This is a genomic window from Brevibacillus fortis (genome assembly GCF_003013395.1).
Classification (GTDB): domain Bacteria; phylum Bacillota; class Bacilli; order Brevibacillales; family Brevibacillaceae; genus Brevibacillus; species Brevibacillus fortis.
The window spans coordinates 92,692-109,593 of record NZ_PXZM01000020.1; the positions used below are offsets into that span (position 1 = coordinate 92,692).

General features: G+C 49.0%; 16 protein-coding genes. 5 read left to right on the plus strand and 11 right to left on the minus strand.

Annotation, left to right across the window (positions count from 1 at the left end):
• Positions 1-185 precede the first annotated feature (185 nt).
• The 3 genes from C7R93_RS13080 to C7R93_RS13090 all read left to right on the plus strand — a co-directional run bounded on the left by C7R93_RS13080 (position 186) and on the right by C7R93_RS13090 (position 2,446).
• Entirely contained in the window at positions 186-878 is a 693-nt protein-coding gene (locus C7R93_RS13080) for a CoA transferase subunit A (protein ID WP_106839243.1), read from the plus strand.
• Between the two features lie 46 nt (positions 879-924).
• On the plus strand, positions 925-1,581 hold the full coding sequence (locus C7R93_RS13085; protein WP_106839222.1) for a CoA transferase subunit B: 657 nt from the start codon (positions 925-927) through the stop codon (positions 1,579-1,581).
• A 100-nt stretch (positions 1,582-1,681) separates the two neighbouring features.
• Positions 1,682-2,446: an alpha/beta hydrolase gene (locus C7R93_RS13090; protein WP_106839223.1), complete on the plus strand. Its 765-nt coding sequence runs from the start codon at positions 1,682-1,684 to the stop codon at positions 2,444-2,446.
• On the opposite strand, the gene C7R93_RS13095 is transcribed toward C7R93_RS13090, so the two are convergent.
• Positions 2,424-3,638, minus strand: a complete 1,215-nt coding sequence (locus C7R93_RS13095) for an MFS transporter (RefSeq protein ID WP_106839224.1) — start codon at positions 3,636-3,638, stop codon at positions 2,424-2,426. The two genes, C7R93_RS13090 and C7R93_RS13095, sit on opposite strands and share 23 nt — an antisense overlap.
• 124 nt (positions 3,639-3,762) lie before the next feature.
• Between C7R93_RS13095 and C7R93_RS13100 the strand changes: the two genes are divergently transcribed.
• Entirely contained in the window at positions 3,763-4,656 is an 894-nt protein-coding gene (locus C7R93_RS13100) for a LysR family transcriptional regulator (protein WP_106839225.1), read from the plus strand.
• A 106-nt stretch (positions 4,657-4,762) separates the two neighbouring features.
• Here the strand turns inward: C7R93_RS13100 and purU are convergent, their stop codons facing one another.
• The 5 genes from purU to C7R93_RS13125 form a co-directional block, all read right to left on the minus strand.
• The gene (purU, locus tag C7R93_RS13105; RefSeq protein ID WP_106839226.1) at positions 4,763-5,659 is read right to left on the minus strand and encodes a formyltetrahydrofolate deformylase; all 897 of its coding nucleotides are present in this window, start codon (positions 5,657-5,659) and stop codon (positions 4,763-4,765) included.
• Between the two features lie 113 nt (positions 5,660-5,772).
• Entirely contained in the window at positions 5,773-6,453 is a 681-nt protein-coding gene (locus tag C7R93_RS13110; RefSeq protein WP_106839227.1) for a TetR/AcrR family transcriptional regulator, read from the minus strand.
• Positions 6,454-6,470: 17 nt separating this feature from the next.
• Positions 6,471-7,610 (minus strand): ABC transporter permease, encoded by a 1,140-nt coding sequence (locus C7R93_RS13115; RefSeq protein ID WP_106839228.1) that lies wholly within the window; start codon positions 7,608-7,610, stop codon positions 6,471-6,473.
• Positions 7,607-8,365, minus strand: a complete 759-nt coding sequence (locus C7R93_RS13120; RefSeq protein WP_106839229.1) for an ABC transporter ATP-binding protein — start codon at positions 8,363-8,365, stop codon at positions 7,607-7,609. Before C7R93_RS13120 ends, C7R93_RS13115 begins: the two co-directional genes overlap by 4 nt.
• A complete protein-coding gene (locus C7R93_RS13125) occupies positions 8,362-9,552 on the minus strand; it encodes an HlyD family secretion protein (protein ID WP_106839230.1) in 1,191 nt (396 codons plus the stop codon). Before C7R93_RS13125 ends, C7R93_RS13120 begins: the two co-directional genes overlap by 4 nt.
• 324 nt (positions 9,553-9,876) lie before the next feature.
• Between C7R93_RS13125 and C7R93_RS13130 the strand changes: the two genes are divergently transcribed.
• Positions 9,877-10,254: a VOC family protein gene (locus C7R93_RS13130; RefSeq protein WP_208637818.1), complete on the plus strand. Its 378-nt coding sequence runs from the start codon at positions 9,877-9,879 to the stop codon at positions 10,252-10,254.
• A 53-nt stretch (positions 10,255-10,307) separates the two neighbouring features.
• Here the strand turns inward: C7R93_RS13130 and C7R93_RS13135 are convergent, their stop codons facing one another.
• From C7R93_RS13135 to C7R93_RS13155, 5 genes are all read right to left on the minus strand, one after another.
• Positions 10,308-12,506, minus strand: a complete 2,199-nt coding sequence (locus C7R93_RS13135; protein WP_106839232.1) for a DNA topoisomerase III — start codon at positions 12,504-12,506, stop codon at positions 10,308-10,310.
• Between the two features lie 206 nt (positions 12,507-12,712).
• The gene (locus C7R93_RS13140; protein WP_106839233.1) at positions 12,713-13,639 is read right to left on the minus strand and encodes an Ig-like domain-containing domain; all 927 of its coding nucleotides are present in this window, start codon (positions 13,637-13,639) and stop codon (positions 12,713-12,715) included.
• Between the two features lie 197 nt (positions 13,640-13,836).
• On the minus strand, positions 13,837-14,355 hold the full coding sequence (locus C7R93_RS13145; RefSeq protein WP_106839234.1) for a ribonuclease FAU-1 family protein: 519 nt from the start codon (positions 14,353-14,355) through the stop codon (positions 13,837-13,839).
• 118 nt (positions 14,356-14,473) lie between these two features.
• Entirely contained in the window at positions 14,474-15,895 is a 1,422-nt protein-coding gene (gene bcaP / locus C7R93_RS13150; protein ID WP_106839235.1) for a branched-chain amino acid transporter BcaP, read from the minus strand.
• A gap of 117 nt (positions 15,896-16,012) precedes the next feature.
• Positions 16,013-16,480 carry a DinB family protein gene (locus C7R93_RS13155; protein WP_106839236.1) on the minus strand — a complete coding sequence of 156 codons (468 nt, stop codon included), beginning with the start codon at positions 16,478-16,480 and terminating at the stop codon, positions 16,013-16,015.
• Positions 16,481-16,902: the final 422 nt, after the last annotated feature.

Sequence of the window (16,902 nt, forward strand, 5' to 3'; positions counted from 1 at the left end):
AAAACATGGTATAGTTATACTACTTTTCTGTCATTTTACATTATTTTTTATAATCCAAATGTCTCGTCACTTGTTTGTAACTCGCATCTAGTATGATAGAAGGGCAAGGAGACGGGGCAACTGCATCGCCCCCATTGTTAGCGCTTACAAAAATCCTTTATTTTTTCATGGTGGGAGTGATCGTCATGGCTAAAATTTACACTTCTTACACGGACATCGTGGCTGATATTCACGATGGTGCCACTTTATTAGTGGGCGGCTTCGGACTGGTAGGAATTCCGGAAAATCTGATTATCGCCCTGCGAGACAAAGCAGTGAAAAACTTGACAGTCGTCTCAAATAATTGCGGTGTAGATGATTGGGGACTCGGTCTCCTTTTACGCGAAAAGCAAATCAAAAAAATGGTCTCCTCTTATGTGGGAGAAAATAAGGAATTCGAACGTCAATTTTTGTCTGGTGAGCTCGAAGTCGAGTTGACACCACAAGGGACGCTTGCAGAGAGAATTCGCGCAGGCGGAGCTGGCATTCCGGCATTCTATACCCCAGCTGGAGTCGGCACCCCTATCGCCCAAGGACGGGAAACGCGCGATTTCGCAGGAAAAGAGTACCTGCTTGAGTATGGCATCACAGGTGATTTCACACTCATCAAAGCGTGGAAAGCTGACAAGATGGGCAATCTCGTCTTCCGCAAAACAGCACAAAACTTCAATCCGATGATGGCCGCAGCCGGAAAAATCACCATCGTCGAAGTAGAAGAAATCGTAGAGACGGGTGAACTGGACCCTGAGCATATTCACACACCAAGTGTCTATGTGCAGCGTGTGATACAGGCACCTTCGTTCGAAAAACGCATTGAACGACGCACAGTCCGCTCGTAAGCAGCAAAACAAAGAACCTGATTACATTCAAGGGAGGAAACAAAAGATGTCGCTTACACGTGAGCAAATCGCCACTCGTGCCGCCGGGGAAATAGAAGATGGCTTTTACGTAAACTTGGGTATAGGAATGCCCACGCTCGTCGCCAACTACATCCCAGAAGGTAAAACGGTCGTTCTGCAATCGGAAAACGGCTTGCTCGGAATTGGCCCTTACCCGACTGAAGAAGACATCGATCCAGATCTGATCAATGCCGGTAAGGAAACCGTTACCGCTATTCCGGGTGCGGCCTACTTCTCCAGTGCTGAATCGTTTGCGATGATTCGCGGCGGCCATATCGACCTCGCGATTTTGGGGGCGATGGAGGTTTCTGCTGCGGGTGATCTCGCAAACTGGATGATACCTGGTAAAATGGTCAAGGGCATGGGTGGTGCCATGGATCTCGTTCACGGCGCGAAAAAAATCGTCGTCATCATGGATCATGTCAACAAGCATGGTGAGACAAAAATTTTGAATGAATGTGCGCTGCCACTGACCGGCAAGAAGGTTGTCAACCGTATCATTACGGACAGAGCTGTCATGGACGTGACACAAGACGGGCTTGTTCTCGTCGAAGTAGCAGAAGGCTATACAGCGGAAGATATCCAAGCCTGCACGCAACCTACGCTACTTATCTCTTCCGAACTGAAAACAATTGGGCTGTAACCTATTTTTCAAGTACAGAACCCCATTAGTGAATAGCCGACTTCATCGCAGCTGCGTGAAGTCGCTTTTTCTTTCCTTTATCTGTTAGTCTTGGGCACACTTGCGCGGTCGCCTCCTTCTCACCTTTTCGTATATAATATGGATGATCCATCAAATTTCCCAGTATCTGAGAGGAAGAGATTCCATGTCAGGAACAGTCGGTTGCTTACTCATCCATGGATTTGCCGGAGACATCAACGACATACTCCCACTCGCCAAAAAGCTCCGCGAGGCTGGCTATCAGGTGGAATGCCCTACTTTGGAGGGACATGGGACTACTCGTCGTCACATGGCAAAAAGCACCCGCCACGACTGGCTCCGCTCGGCAGAAGAAGGCTACAAGCGACTGTCCATGCGCGCTGACACAATCGTGGTCATCGGATTTTCCATGGGCGGACTGCTCGCCTTTCACTTGACGACAAAATACCCCGTCGCCCTGCTGTTTACCATCAACACCCCTTATAAATATTGGGATGTCAAAGAGGCGATGCATTATTTGCGTGAGGATTTCCCAACCCACTCCAAACGCTACATACATGGCATCGGCAGAATCCCTTTTACCAGCATGCTGCAATTTCGCAGACTGCTGGCAGAAACGAAGCCGCTTTTGGCTCAAATTACGACGCCTTACATCTTGCTGCAAGCAAGGCGGGACGATACAGTTCACGCTGTGAGTGCACAAATACTCGCAACCAGCGTAGACGAATCTGCCTCCCCGCAAATCACCTGGTATGAGCATTCGAACCATATGCTGCTGCACGGTCCGGACAAGGAAGCAGCCATTGCTCACGTCATGACAACCATCAAGAAGCGTTTTCCAACTTGATCAGCTTCGGTCGCCCCAACCATACAAGTCCCACCAGAAGCAAGATCATCGCAATTCCGAAGTACATCGGACCCAGACCTACGTGTTCATCCAGCCAGAAAGCAAGGAGCGGCCCTAACGCCGCGCCCAGATCACTTATGACTGAATATTGCGTCATTACCACTTGACTGTTAGGCTGTCTCGCAGCTTCATCTGCCGCAAGGGTATCCAGCACGGTCGTGATAATCGTCGCGGTCAACTGGATGCCGAATAAAAGCGCAAACCATAAAACAAGTGAAGACGTTGCCTGCAACGCGGCAAACAGAACGGAAGCGACCAGCAGCGTCACGATGAATAGATTCGTCCTGCCATGCCTGTCCGACAATTTGCCTACCAATGGGGCAGCCCACGGCTCCCACCCCCAGCGAATTCCTTGAATCACACTGGCAATCACTGCTGCCCCCAGCACGACCCCGCCAATCATGATAAGCGGTTCACGCACTTCGATTACTCTGCTTAGTGTGGAGGTAAACATCCCCTGGTACACCATCGTGACGAGTAATGCCGTCGTCATCGTCATCAGCACCTGCGCCTGACTCCACAAGCGTTTGCCTGTATGCTTCGGCTTCACGTCTTTTGGATGCTGACTAGTAAAGGAAGGATGTATATAGCGAAAAACAAGAATCCACGCAAACAAGGAGGGCACCGCAAGTGCGATAGAAGCAACAGACAGCCCGTACCAAGAGGCCAGCAGCGCTCCGACCAGCATGCCGCCAAGACTGCCCAATCGATACAGTCCGTTGTACAAGCCCATGAGCTGCCCGCGATTATGCCCTTCGGAAACGCTCACGATCAAGGAATACGCACCTAGCCTTAAAAATGTCCAAGCCACTCCCCACAAGCATCGCATCACTAGCCATAGCCAAAAGCCTTCCAAGCTGTACGAAAGTGTCGTCAGAAAAGCCAGCCCAACTGCCACAATCAAACCCGCGCGTCCTCCCGAGCGTTCATACCATTTTCCAACAAGGGGGCCGAGTGGTACACGGATGAAGCGGTTCACTGCAAGCAATACCCCCACTTCCCACAGCGATGTTAATCCTGCCTCCTCCCAGAAAAGAGGAAGCACCACATACAGCATCGAATCCCCTATCATGCATAATGCTGTCACCAGTGCGACTGCCACGACTTGTGTTTTTCCACTGACTTCTCTCATCTCCTGATCCTTCTCTCTACTCGTTTTCAGTCTTTCTGAGCTATACCTTACGCGCAATCACTCATCATTTCTAATACATCTTTATCTACAACTCATAAACAAAAGTTATGAATCGAGGTACAGGATGAACTTACATGCACTCCGCATTTTCGTAGAAGTAGCGTCACGAGGCAGTGTCACCGAAGCAGCAATCGCCCTCTCGATCAGTCAGCCTGCCGTCAGTGCCCAAATCCGCAAGCTGGAAAACGAGTTGGGAATCACCTTGCTCATCCCGGATGGGCGCGGTATTTCTCTCACCTATGAGGGACGTTTTCTTTATGAAAAAGCACGTCGCATTTACGACTGGGAGCGCGAAATTGAAACACAGCTGACAGAGATGAAGCAAGGGAAGAAAGGAAAGCTCCGCATTGCTTCTACCTTTCTCCCCTCTCATTATCTCGTACCGCAGTGGCTGGCTCAGTACAAACGCGATTATGAAGGGGTCGATGTGGAAATTCGCACACGTAATTCTATGCAATCCATTGAACTGCTTTTGAGCTGTGAGGTCGATGTGGCCGTCATCATCAAGGAATCGTGGGATGAGCTGCCTATCAATCGACATCATTTGATGGATGTTCCCTATTGGTTTATTTTGCCTGCTGATCATCCGCTTGCTGGAAAAAAGATCAGTATGGAGCAGCTCGTGGAGGAACCATTTTTGTTGCGGGAGCAAGGCAGCTCTACCCGCGATTGGCTGTTTACCCTCTGTCGCGAGCATGGTGTGAAACGTCCGCAGGTCGGTATGCAGTATCACGGTCTGGTCGAGTCTATCCACTCCGTTCGCGCGGGATATGGGACGATGTTGGCTCCTGCGCTGGCTGTTAGGGAAATGGTAGAGCGTGGGGAGGTCGGTCGAGTAACCGTGCCTGGGGTGGAGATCAAGCGGCCCTTGTATGTCTGTACGCGTGACGGTGAGACAGATCAGCGGCCTGTTGTGGCTCAGTTTCTTGAGTTGGTAAAGCATGAGAAACTCACTTGAAAATAAGAAATGAGACCTCTCTTTGTATTCACGGCTAATAAAGCCTTCGTTCATTGGAAAAAAGAGGCTTTTCCTCAAAGGAATAGCCTCTTTTTATACGCAATGCTTATGGAAACACAATCGTCTTGTTGCCGGATACCAGCACCCGATCCTCCAGATGCCAGCGAACCGCACGTGCAAGCACCGTACGCTCTACCTGTCGTCCCAGCTGCTTCAATGCCTCGACATCTTCCTGGTGCGATACGCGTTGAACGTCTTGCTCGATAATCGGCCCTGCGTCCAGCTCTTCCGTGACGTAATGCGCAGTCGCTCCGATCAGCTTCACGCCGCGACGATACGCCTGCTCGTAAGGCTTTGCTCCGACAAAGGCTGGGAGGAAAGAATGGTGGATATTGATGATCCGCATCGCGTAATCGTCCAAAAAGCGCGGGGACAAAATCTGCATGTAGCGAGCCAGAACAATCAGATCGACGCCCTCTGCTGCTGCCAGCTGTGCTTCTTCTGCCTGTGGCTTGTTATCCTTCGTAACAGGGATGCAGCGATACGGAATGCCAAACGACTCTACGGTCTCCTGCATGTCAGGATGGTTGCTGACGACAACCGCGATATCCGCGAACAGCTCCCCGGATTTCCAGCGCCACAAGAGCTCCAAGAGACAGTGATCTTCTTTGGAAACAAACAGCGCGACCTTTTTTCGCTTGTTCGCTTCGACTAGCGACCATTCCATGCCAAAGCTCTCGGCTACAGGGCTGAATGCTTCCTTAATCTCTTCGCAACGCTCATCCAGATTGATGAGATCGAATTCAATGCGCATGAAAAACCGGCCTGTTTCCGGATCGGTCGTGTACTGGTCAGACTGAACGATGTTTGCTCCCTGTTGGAACAAGAAGTTTGATACGGCAGCGACGATTCCCGCGCGGTCCGGGCAAGAAATCAGCATGCGCGCACGATCTTTGTTTTTCTCTCGGTACGCGAGCCATTCTCTCTCTGATAACAATTGCATGGTTTACTCTCCTCCATAAAAAAACAGCAAAAAGTTGTTTGCAATTATACCATTCCCAGAAAGGATTTCTATACCCAAAAGAGAGAAAAATGTTCACTTATCGATAAAAATTTTTAGATAGAGTGATTTCCAATCCCGTTTAGCAAAATATCTACGGTCAGGGCGATTTGCTCATCGTCACTGAACTGCGTAAATTCATCAGTATCCAAGACTTGCCGGAACAGAACGAGACCGATCATCGAGGATAGGATCGCCCGAAAGACAGCCTGTGTCGGGAGCGGACGCAATTCGCCCACGTCTACCTTTGCCTCAATCAGCTTATTTGCCATTTCCTTCACACCGGTGAAAACGGTCGCGATCAGTGCTTCCCTGATTTCGTCATGAAAAAAGGCTTCTTGCAGCAAAATGCGAATATGCTTTTCATTCGCCAGCACTAGATCGATCCGGTTTCGGTACAGCTCGGTCACGATTTGTGCGAACGTTTTTTTATTCTGCTCTTTGAAGATCTCACGTACATCTTTCAAGATAAACGGGGCCGCGAACTTGACCAATACAGGTGCTACGACGGCAAGCAAAATATCTTTTTTCGATTTGTAGTGGCGAAAAATCGTTCCCTCTGCCACTCCTGCTTCCTTGGCAATTTCAGAGGTTGAGCTGGCATGAAAGCCTTTTTCAGCGAACAGCTTCACTGATGCACGCAAAATATTGCGCTGCTTCTCTGTCATCTCACTCTCGTCTTTCAACTCTTCTACATATTGCAACAGGCCTTCTACAAATGTTGGCGGCTTGTTCATCACCCATTACGCTCCTCTTATTCGATCTTCTTGCGGAATCGCAGAATAGCGACGGTCAGGATCAAGAGACAGAAGCTGCTCATTCCGACGACATCCTTCCAGAGCGCATCGATGTCCACGCCCTTTAAGAAAATTCCCCGCAAGATTTCCAGAAAATAGGTCAACGGGACGAGCCCGCCTAACCATTGTATCACGAGCGGCATCGAATCGCGCGGGAACATAAAGCCGGAGAGAAGCACACTGGGCAGGATAAAGGCAAATGCCATTTGCATCGCTTGAAGCTGGGTCTTTGCCACCGTAGAAATGAAAATGCCCAAGAGAAGCGTCGTCACCAAGAATAAGACAGACAACGTCACCAGAAGCGAAATGCTGCCTTTGACCGGGACCCCGAACCAATACGTTCCAACCAATAGCACCAGACAAAACGAGAAGAGACCTACGCCTACATATGGAGTAATTTTGCCGAGCATCAGCTCCAATGGGCGTATAGGAGTCACGATTAACTGCTCCATCGTTCCCCGCTCCTTTTCACGTACGAGGGAGAATGCCGTCAAAATCATCGTGACGTTTTGCATAATCAAGCCGATCAAGCCGGGAATATTGAAGACAATACTCTCCATATTGGGGTTAAACAGTACGCGTGTATCCAAGCCGAGTGGCTGTTCCAGCTCTCCCAAGCCCTGTTTTTGCAGCTTCTTTTCCTGCAACGTGATCGCTTGATGCTGAACGATCAACTGGGCTTGAGAGGTAGCCGTCCGGGCGATATTCGGGTCGGAGCCATTAATGAGCATTTGCACGTCTACCGGCTCGTTGCGATCACGTTTGCGAGTGTAGTCAGGACCGATAATCAGTGCTACATTTACCGAGCCATCGTCCAGCATGGCTTCGATCTCCTCGTAACCACTTACATGGGCTGCCACCTCGAATACACGCGTATGGACGAACTGATCAACCAGCTCGCGGCTGGCAGCAGAAGGGCTTTGATTCCAGACTGCCATCTGAATGTCATTCACGTCTGTATTGACCGCATATCCGAACAAAAACAACAGCATCAGCGGCATGACCAGTGCAATCGCCAGACTGGGACGATCCCGCTTGATTTGAATGACTTCCTTTTTCACTACAGACCAGTAACGCTCCCAGACAAAATGCCTCATCGGACTCCCTCCTCCGCCGCCTGTCTGGCTTCCTCCTGCCTAACCAGATCGATGAAGACATCCTCCAGATTGCCTACTCCCATCCGATCAATCAACTCTTGGGGAGTGCCTTCCGCCAGCAGATTGCCGAAAAAGATAAAGCCGATCCAATCGCATGTCTGCGCCTCATCCATGTAGTGTGTAGTCACCAGCACCGTGATCCCCTGTCTCGCCAGCTCATGAATGACATCCCAAAAAATCCGGCGGGAAACTGGATCGACTCCTGCTGTCGGTTCGTCCAAAATCAAAAGCTCCGGCTTGTGTAAAAGAGCGCAGGAGAGCGCCAGGCGTTGCTTCCACCCGCCTGACAGCGAACCCGCAAGCTGCTTTTCCCTGCCTGTCAGGCCTGCCATCTCAATCAGTTCCGCTTTCCGCTGCTTGCGTTCTGCTGCACCTAATTGATAAACACCGGCATAAAAATCGAGATTCTCTTCCACCGTCAAATCTTCATACAAGCTGAACTTTTGCGACATATATCCGATCCGTTGCTTGATTTCCTCACTCTGTGTCATGACATCGAAGCCAAGTACCGTGCCCTTTCCCGTCGTCGGGGTCAACAAACCGCAAAGCATCCGGATTGTGGTCGATTTCCCTGAGCCATTCGGACCCAAAAAACCGTAAATCGAACCTCTCGGAACCTTCAGCGTCAAGCTATTCACGGCTACTCGATCTCCGAAACGCTTCGTCAACTGCTCGCATTGGATAGCGGCGTTCATTGACCTCCCTCCTCGTCTGCCAGCAGCACATCGGCAGGCATACCTGGTTTGATTTTGTCGAGTCCATCTGTGATATATATCGTAACAGCAAAGACAAGCTTGGTGCGTTCATCTGGCGTCTGTACATTTTTCGGCGTGAACTCTGCCTTTTCCGAGATGCGACTGATCGTTCCTGTAAACGTTTCTTCAGGGTAGGCATCCACCTCGATGCCGACCTCTTGCCCTTTTTTCACCCGATTCAATTGTGCTTCCGGGATGTACACGACAAGCTCGAGCTGATCTGGCTTCATCATCGTAAACAAGGTAGCGCCTGTTTTGGCTACTTCCCCCTGTTCGATAGAGGAGCGCAAGAGAGTACCATCGTCTGTTGCGGTAATCTGGGCCTTCTCCAATTGCAATAAGGCTTGATCCAGTTTCGCCCTCGCCTGCTGCTGGGTGGCGAGCAGTGCTCGAATCGCGTAATCGGTACTTCCTTCCTTCACCTGATCGAGATCCGCCTGCGCTCCAGCTTGCGCGGCTTGTGCTGTACCGATTTGGGCCGCAGCAGCAACGATGTCTTCTTGCGCAGAACGGTACTGTGCCTGTGCTTGCGCTACTTGTGCCGCCCATTGATCTGCCTGCGTTTTTGCTTGGTTCACTGCTTCCTTTTGCGTGTCGAGGTCTTTGGCAGAGATCGCTCCTTTTTCGAAGAGCGTTGTTGCTTCCTCAAGTCTTTTTTGTTGATACAAAAGGGTCTGCTGCGCCCCTTGCCATTGCGATTCTGCCTGCGTCATCTGCTCAGTAGCACGTGCTTTTCCTGCTTCCGCCTGATTTTTTCTCGCTTGTGCCAGCTGGATATTCGCATTTGCCTGCTGGACGTTGGCCATGCTTCTTTGAATCGTCGTATCGCGTGAACCAGCTCTCGCCTCTTCTAGTCTGGCTGTTGCTTGGTCCAATACTGCCTGTGCTTCTGCCACAGTTATTTCGTAGCTTCGTTTATCGATTTGCGCCAGCACTTGTCCTTTTATTACTGCACTTCCCTCTTCTGCCGTAACGTTTGTAACCAATCCGCCTACTTCAGCTACGATCGGCAGCTCGATGGCCTCGATTGTCCCGGATAGTGACGGATGATTTTCGGATGTCCAATTGCAGCCCGACAATGCCAGTAACAGTCCCCCGATACAAATTGAGCGAACAACTGGTTTCATAAACGCTTCCCCCTACCCATCTAATGGAGTGAGTAATCACTTTCTTTTTATGGTAAAAAACAAGCCATAGAATCAGGATGGCGATGACCTTTTCGTTTTAGCGAGTGATTACTCACTTTTAATTGTGAGTATATGCTCCTCTTTTACGAAATGCAATTCATTTTTTCAAATGCGCAATCGAAAAGAAATCCTGTCTGATTATTCATGCTATGATGAAGACAAGCTAGAAAAGTCCGTTGACGTCGGGTATCAGATACTGGCGGGATGGAAAGGATTAGGAGCGTCGGGTTTAAACTACTATTTAGGGAGTGGAAAATGTCTATGATGATTAGCAAAGTCGGTCAAATCATGTTGTATGTCAATAATCAGGATCAAGCAGTGAACTTTTGGACCGAAAAACTAGGGTTCCGTGTTGTTTCAGACGAGAAGAACGGTGAAATGAGATGGATTGAAATTGCTCCCGCACAAGGCGCTGAAACAAGCATCGTTCTGCACAATAAGGAATTCGTCGCGAAAATGTCGCCTGGAATGAATCTTGGCACTCCTTCGCTCCTGCTCTTTTCGGAAAATATCGAGGAATTGCGAAACGACCTGGTTAATAAAAATGTGAAGGTTGGAGACATTGTCACGATGCCTTCAGGCCGCGTCTTTAACTTCGCAGACGATGAAGAAAATTACTTTGCTGTGCTGGAGAAAAAGTAAATAAAATGAGGCGGCTGACAGGAATTGTCGGCCGCCTTTTGTTTCACGCCTCTTTAGTCGAACTTAAATTTGGACAGTGCGTCTTTCATCGCTGAGTTGATTCCTTCGTCCTGCTCCTTGTCCTGTCCCTTCAAATACTTGGCTACTTCTTTCTTCGAAACCTTGCTGCCCTTTTCCTTATCACGACGCTCCTGGAAGGTCGTCAGTTTTTCCTTGTGCCCACAAGCGCAGACAAAGGCTTGACCTTCTCCTTCCCCGCGCAGCTCCAATCTCTTGTGGCATTTTGGACATCTGGCATTGGTCTGCTTGGCAATGCTTTTGCGATAGCCGCATTCGCGATCCTGGCACACATGCATTTTGCCACGCTTTCCGTTTACCTCAAGCAAAAACTTATTGCACTCCGGGCACCTGCTACGGGTCAGGTTGTCGTGACGGAAAGTCTGATCGCTGTTCTTGATCTGTTGGACGACTTCTTTGGCGTACGATTTCATCTCTTCGATAAACGCTCGCTTGTTCAAGCTTCCCTTGGCGATGGCACCGAGCTTTTGCTCCCATTGGGCAGTCAAGGTCGGCGACTGCATTTCATCTGGGACGAGCTCTAGCAATTGTTTGGCTTTTGCGGTGACAAAAATATGCTTGCCGCGCTTCTCTAGCAAAAAGCTGTTAAACAGCTTCTCGATCACATCCGCGCGGGTGGCTACCGTACCAAGTCCGCCTGTTTCCCCAATCGTTTTGATCAAATCCTTGCTCTCGTTGGCCATATATTTCGCCGGGTTTTCCATCGCAGTCAGCAGACTCGCTTCCGTAAATGGCTCTGGCGGCTTCGTCTCACCCTTGGTCTGGGATACCGACTGGATAGACAGACGTTCTCCTTTTGCAAGGGAAGGCAGGATTTGTTCCTTTACGCCATCCTTCGCATCGTCTTCTTCTACATCGTGGTCATACGCCTCTCTCCAGCCTTGGGAGAGCACGGTTTTTCCTTTTGCCAGGAACGTTTCATTCCCGATTTTCGCCTGAATGGTTGTTTGCTCGTATTCGAAGGCAGGCAGCAAAACGGCCAGGAAGCGCTTCACGATGAGATCGAAAATCTTGCGTTCCTTATCGTTCAAATCACCGAGAAAAACAGCTTGCTCCGTCGGGATAATGGCATGGTGGTCAGATACTTTGCTGTCATCCACGAACGATTTGTTCGCTTTGATCGGGGAACGCAGGATTCTGGCGGCGAGTGGCGCATATGGCTTCATTTGCACAGCACGGATTCGATCCGGCAGCGTCTCTACGATATCAGCAGACAGATAGCGAGAATCGGTTCGCGGATAGGTCACTGCCTTGTGATGCTCATACAATCCCTGCATGATGGACAGCGTCTGCTTTGGCGAATAGCCAAACAGCCGATTGGCATCCCTTTGCAGCTCCGTCAGATCGTACAGCGGCGGAGCAAATGTCTTTTTGTGAGCACGAGTAATCTCGATGACCTCGGCGCTTTTCTCCTGTTTGAGCGAGGCTATTAGCTGATCCGCTTTCTCCTTGGAAAACGTTTTGACATCCTTCGTTTGCTGATCTTGCCATTGAAGTTGAATCGGACCTTGGGCCACTGCAGACAGCCCGTAAAACGGCTTGGGTGTAAAGCGACGAATCTCCTCTTCTCGTGTTGCGACAATGGCAAGTGTTGGCGTCTGGACACGACCGCATGAGAGCTGGGCGTTATGCTTGCACGTCAAGGCGCGCGTAGCGTTGATTCCTACGAGCCAGTCAGCTTCTGCACGAGCAGCGGCGGAGGCAAACAAGTTTTCATAGGTTTTGCCGTCTTTCAGATTGCGGAAGCCTTCGCGGATCGCTTTATCTGTCACGGAGGAAATCCATAGTCGCTTGATTGGTTTATTTACGTGCACCAGCTCGAGAATCCAGCGGGCCACGAGCTCTCCTTCCCGCCCTGCATCCGTCGCAATGACAATCTGTCCGACATCGTTGCGTCTCAATTGTTGTTTGACGACCTGGAATTGCCTGTTGCTTTCCTTGATCACGACCAAGCGCAATGGGGACGGCATAATCGGCAAATCCTCGATTCGCCACGAGCTGAATTGCTGCCCGTACGCTTCAGGATCAGCGAGGGTGACCAAATGCCCGAGCGCCCACGTTACAATATATTTATCTCCTTCAAAAAAGCCGTTTCCTTTTTTGTGACACTGCAATACTTTGGCAATGTCGCGTCCAACCGAAGGCTTTTCTGCCAATACAACTGTTTTACTCATGTACGACATCCTTTCAAACCAATTCAACAATCTGTATCCATTGTAAACAAAAAAGCCCTAGGAGGGGAAATCGGATTCAGGAATGAATGAAAAAAGGGCCGTCTCTGGAATAGAGACAACCCTTCTATCTTTACATTTCACCCTATACACTTGTCGCCCTTTACTGTAGCAGTCGCAAATTTCAATCCACTCTTCTCTGATTTCTTCTACTCAAACTCTATTGAAATGTCACCTAATTCTAGATCAATTGGTTCTGGATTCTTAGGAATGGACCCTCCATCAGATGGGGTGCCTGTTGAAAACACGGAAAAATATTTATAGCTTTCATTCCCTGATGTATCCTTAACTGCTCCTTGGACTACCGCTAAGTAGTACTCTGCATTATTTTTTAAAGGTGCATTCGGTTGGATCGTTACAGTGTCATTATTGACGATAACAGTTGCAGGAACATCCGCAGCATTTTCATCCATTAATAGGAATTCGTTTGTTCCACTTTTCACTTTGCGATCATACTTAATTGTAATCACCGCATTTACATCCACTTTTGTTTCCTCTTCATACGGCACTACATCGATTACTATAGGCGCTTGGGTGTTGCTGGTCACAAACTCAGTTAAATACTTATCGATCGATTTAGTAGAATCAGTGGTACTTACAATTGCTCCTTTGTCGATCTCGATCGCATATTTCGTATTTGATTCCAAAGTCTTGTCAGGACGAATATAGATTGTGTTATTTTTAATCTCCAATTTTCCGCTGACTGGTGATTTTCCTTCAACCTTATAGAGAGATACTATTGTTGACGGATCATTGTCAAAAGCAATTGGCACCGAGAATGTTAGCGCAGGTTGAATATTTGTAGGAACATCTGACTGTGCAATAATAGGATTAGAAACTGATACGAACACATCCCCAGGTTTTGGATAACTGTTTAGGTTGTCGGAAATATATGTGCTATCAAGTTGGTATCCATTTTCGAAGTGTGCGTCAATTTCCTCTAGCTGCTCATCATCAAGGAACTGATTCGGTACTCCAAGCTCTTCTTGCTCCGATTTTGCTGATACGTTGTTGCTGTTTAGCGTTAGACTGAACATGAGTGTTACTGCGAGTAAGGCTTGAAATAATCTCTTCATACTTCTCCTCCTAAATGGTTTGTTCATAAAAATCGTATTTCATTTTTAAGGCGTAACATACAGTTTTTTACACGAAATAAAAATACGGTTATTTTGGACTAGGAGCAAACTCCGGGCCTCCTCCGTCTCCACTCCCAAAAGCGGTACTTCGACAAAAAAAGAACGAAAGCAACAACCGCCTTCGTTCTTCCATACGTTTATGCAAAAAAATTCGGAAAGTCAAAGTCATCCCGTTTGCCCGCCAAAATATTTCGTAATAAAAGATCAGCGGTCTCGGAGGCAAACAGGTGATCCTCGCTCGTGATAACGCCTTTTTTCAATGCCTCATCGAGTTCATCCTGATCAAGCAGGTATACTTCTCCCGTCGGCAGTACCACGATGTCGAGGTACAAATCGTCATACCAGATATGCCCGTTCTCATCCTTCCCATGTCCCCGGCAAATATCGATATACCATTGCACGGTATTCCCCAACTCATCCATCATTTTCGTAACGGCATAAGGTTGACCATGGGGAAAATACTGCAAGTACACATATCCTCTATCGCCCACACACAGTGTTTTGTCCCCCACAGGCATGTAGGCAGGCTCCGTTACTTCGTCCAGAGTCAGGCGGACAGTGTAACCAGAGAAAGATAAAGATTCTACCCATTTTTGCTGGTAGCCCAATCGCTTCACACGTCTCCAACCAGGTCGATCTGCTCGTTTTCGCTTCATAGCCTGCTCTCCCTCGTCGTTTTGGTTGCTTTTACTCTAACATGAATGGGATCGCTTTGTCAGATAGCAAACAAAGACATGCTCACGTAGAACATGCCTAAACGGATTACCCTGCCATTTACGTTTTTGAGGAGTCGTCTTTTGTTGCCAATCGACTGTGTTTGCGCCCATAAAGAAAATAGACGATCGCTCCGACCGACAACCAACCGAGAAAACCGATCTTTGTCATCGCAGGCAAGTTGAAAACGAGATATCCGCAAAAGAGGACCGAGAGCATGGGAACCAGCGGAACAAATGGGACACGAAAAGCCCGCGGTAATTGCGGATGAGTGCGGCGCAGTACAACCAGTCCGATCGAGACCAAAATAAAAGCAAACAACGTTCCGATGTTGGTGAGCTGGGCCAAGCTAGAGAGGGGCAATAATCCACCAAAGGTTGCTACTAAGGCTGCCACGACGAGCGTGCTCTTTTGTGGTACCTGTGTGCGGGGATGTACTTGCGAGAAAAGCTCGGGGAGTAAGCCATCTCGGCTCATCGCAAAAAACATCCGGGCTTGCCCATACATCATGACTAGCAAAACTGTCGTGATCCCGACGATTGCTCCCAACGAAATGAAGCCTGCCACCCAGTTCTGATTGACATAGCTGAGCGCAAACGCGACCGGATTTTTGACATTTAACAGATTGTACGGAACAATTCCTGTCAATGTCAGTGAGACAGCAATGTACAAAATCGTGCACACGAGTAAGGAAGAAATGATCCCGATTGGCATGTCTCGCTGGGGATTGCGCACTTCTTCGGCCGCAGATGACACCGCATCAAATCCGATAAAAGCAAAAAACACCGTTGCAGCACCCGTCGCTACTCCTGCAAAACCAAACGGCATGAATGGGCTCCAGTTTTCCGGCTTGACATACATGACTCCAACGGCGAGAAACAGGACAACTACCGCTACTTTTATTAACACCATGATGGTATTCAAGCTCGCTGACTCTCTCGTCCCCTTCATCAATAAAGCTGTAATGATGACAATGATGAGGACCGCAGGTAAATCGATGATCGTTCCTTTCGATGCATCAAACGCACTCGTGAGCGCATGCGGCAGGTGGATATTAAACCCGGCTAGCAATCCCTGGGCATACCCCGACCATCCGCTTGCCACCGCAGCACAAGCTACTCCGTATTCGAGAATCAAGTCCCATCCGATCATCCAGGCGACAAATTCGCCAAATGCCGCATAGCTGTATGTATAAGCGCTTCCCGACACTGGCACAGTCGAAGCAAATTCCGCATAGCAGAGTGCGGCAAACACACAGGCAAGTGCCGCAATACCAAAAGACAAAACCAGTGCCGGTCCAGCGTGCAAGGCAGCGGCAACTCCCGTTAACACAAAAATCCCTGTTCCCATGATCGCGCCGATGCCCAGCATCGTCAGGTCAAAAGCGCCTAATGACTTTTTGAGAGAGCTTTCGTTTTTATCCACCTGCTCCAGCATTTGCGCAACCGACTTTTTCCTCAGCAATTGATTTTTCCATGACATATTGTGCGACCTCCCAAGCGGGTCATTCACTTGCAACCGCGATTGAAAACAGTTGGAGTATGATCCGTTTGGAGGAAAAATATGCATAGGAGTAGCTTGGATCGGATTTTGTCAGGGCTACCTGCGCGCTAATCCGCGTCCAATGACATTGGCGGAAACAGGCGTAATCCCGAGCTCTCTCGCCCAAATGGACAACTGTCCCATGTGATGAATCTCGTGGGCGATGACGTGGCGAAGCAGCTCCCCCTTCGTGTGCACTTCATCATCCCAAGCTACCTTTACTGGTTCGTTCTCCATCTCGTCTGACCAATTCTCGATGAAATCATGTAATTCTACGCGCCAAGCATCCGACAGCTCTGTTACTTTTTCCAGCGTCTTATACGCTTCGTATGATACCTGAATATCCGGCTTTCCCTGCACGCCCCGAAGCCAGCTATACTCGACGTCAGCAATGTGAAACAAGGTGTACAAAATCGTACCGGCCCCACCTGTGCGCTTGCGGAGCAATTCCTCTGGTGTAAGCTGCTTACACCATTCCATCCACTCGTCGCGTACCTGCCAGTTATACTGGAAAAACATCTTCATTGCGTTCACCCTTTGTTTGATGATTATGTAGATTAGGAAAATTTCAACTTATTATAGCACGTATGTTCTCATTTCGTAAAACCCTTAGTGGTTGACTTCTAACGGTAGTGGTCGGGTGAAGCCCTGCCACATGTTTTCCAGTCGCCTGTATCCTCTCTTCGTTCGGGCGGTCTCCTTCCAAACATGTGACAGTGCTTTCGTACAGCTTTGATCTCTTCCCGCTTTTAGAGCTTTTAGATCATAATGGGGGGCAATTCGGAGTAGCTTCCATGAATCCACTTTCGCACTTTTTAACCAAAGCAGCGTAGGAAGAAGCGCATTTCCAGTCCAAGCGCCTCTGGAGCCCATCCTAGCTTTGAAATGAATGGCGGGGAATTTAAGCTTCACTTATGGAATACTCCATCGAAACTTCTACGTTTGAA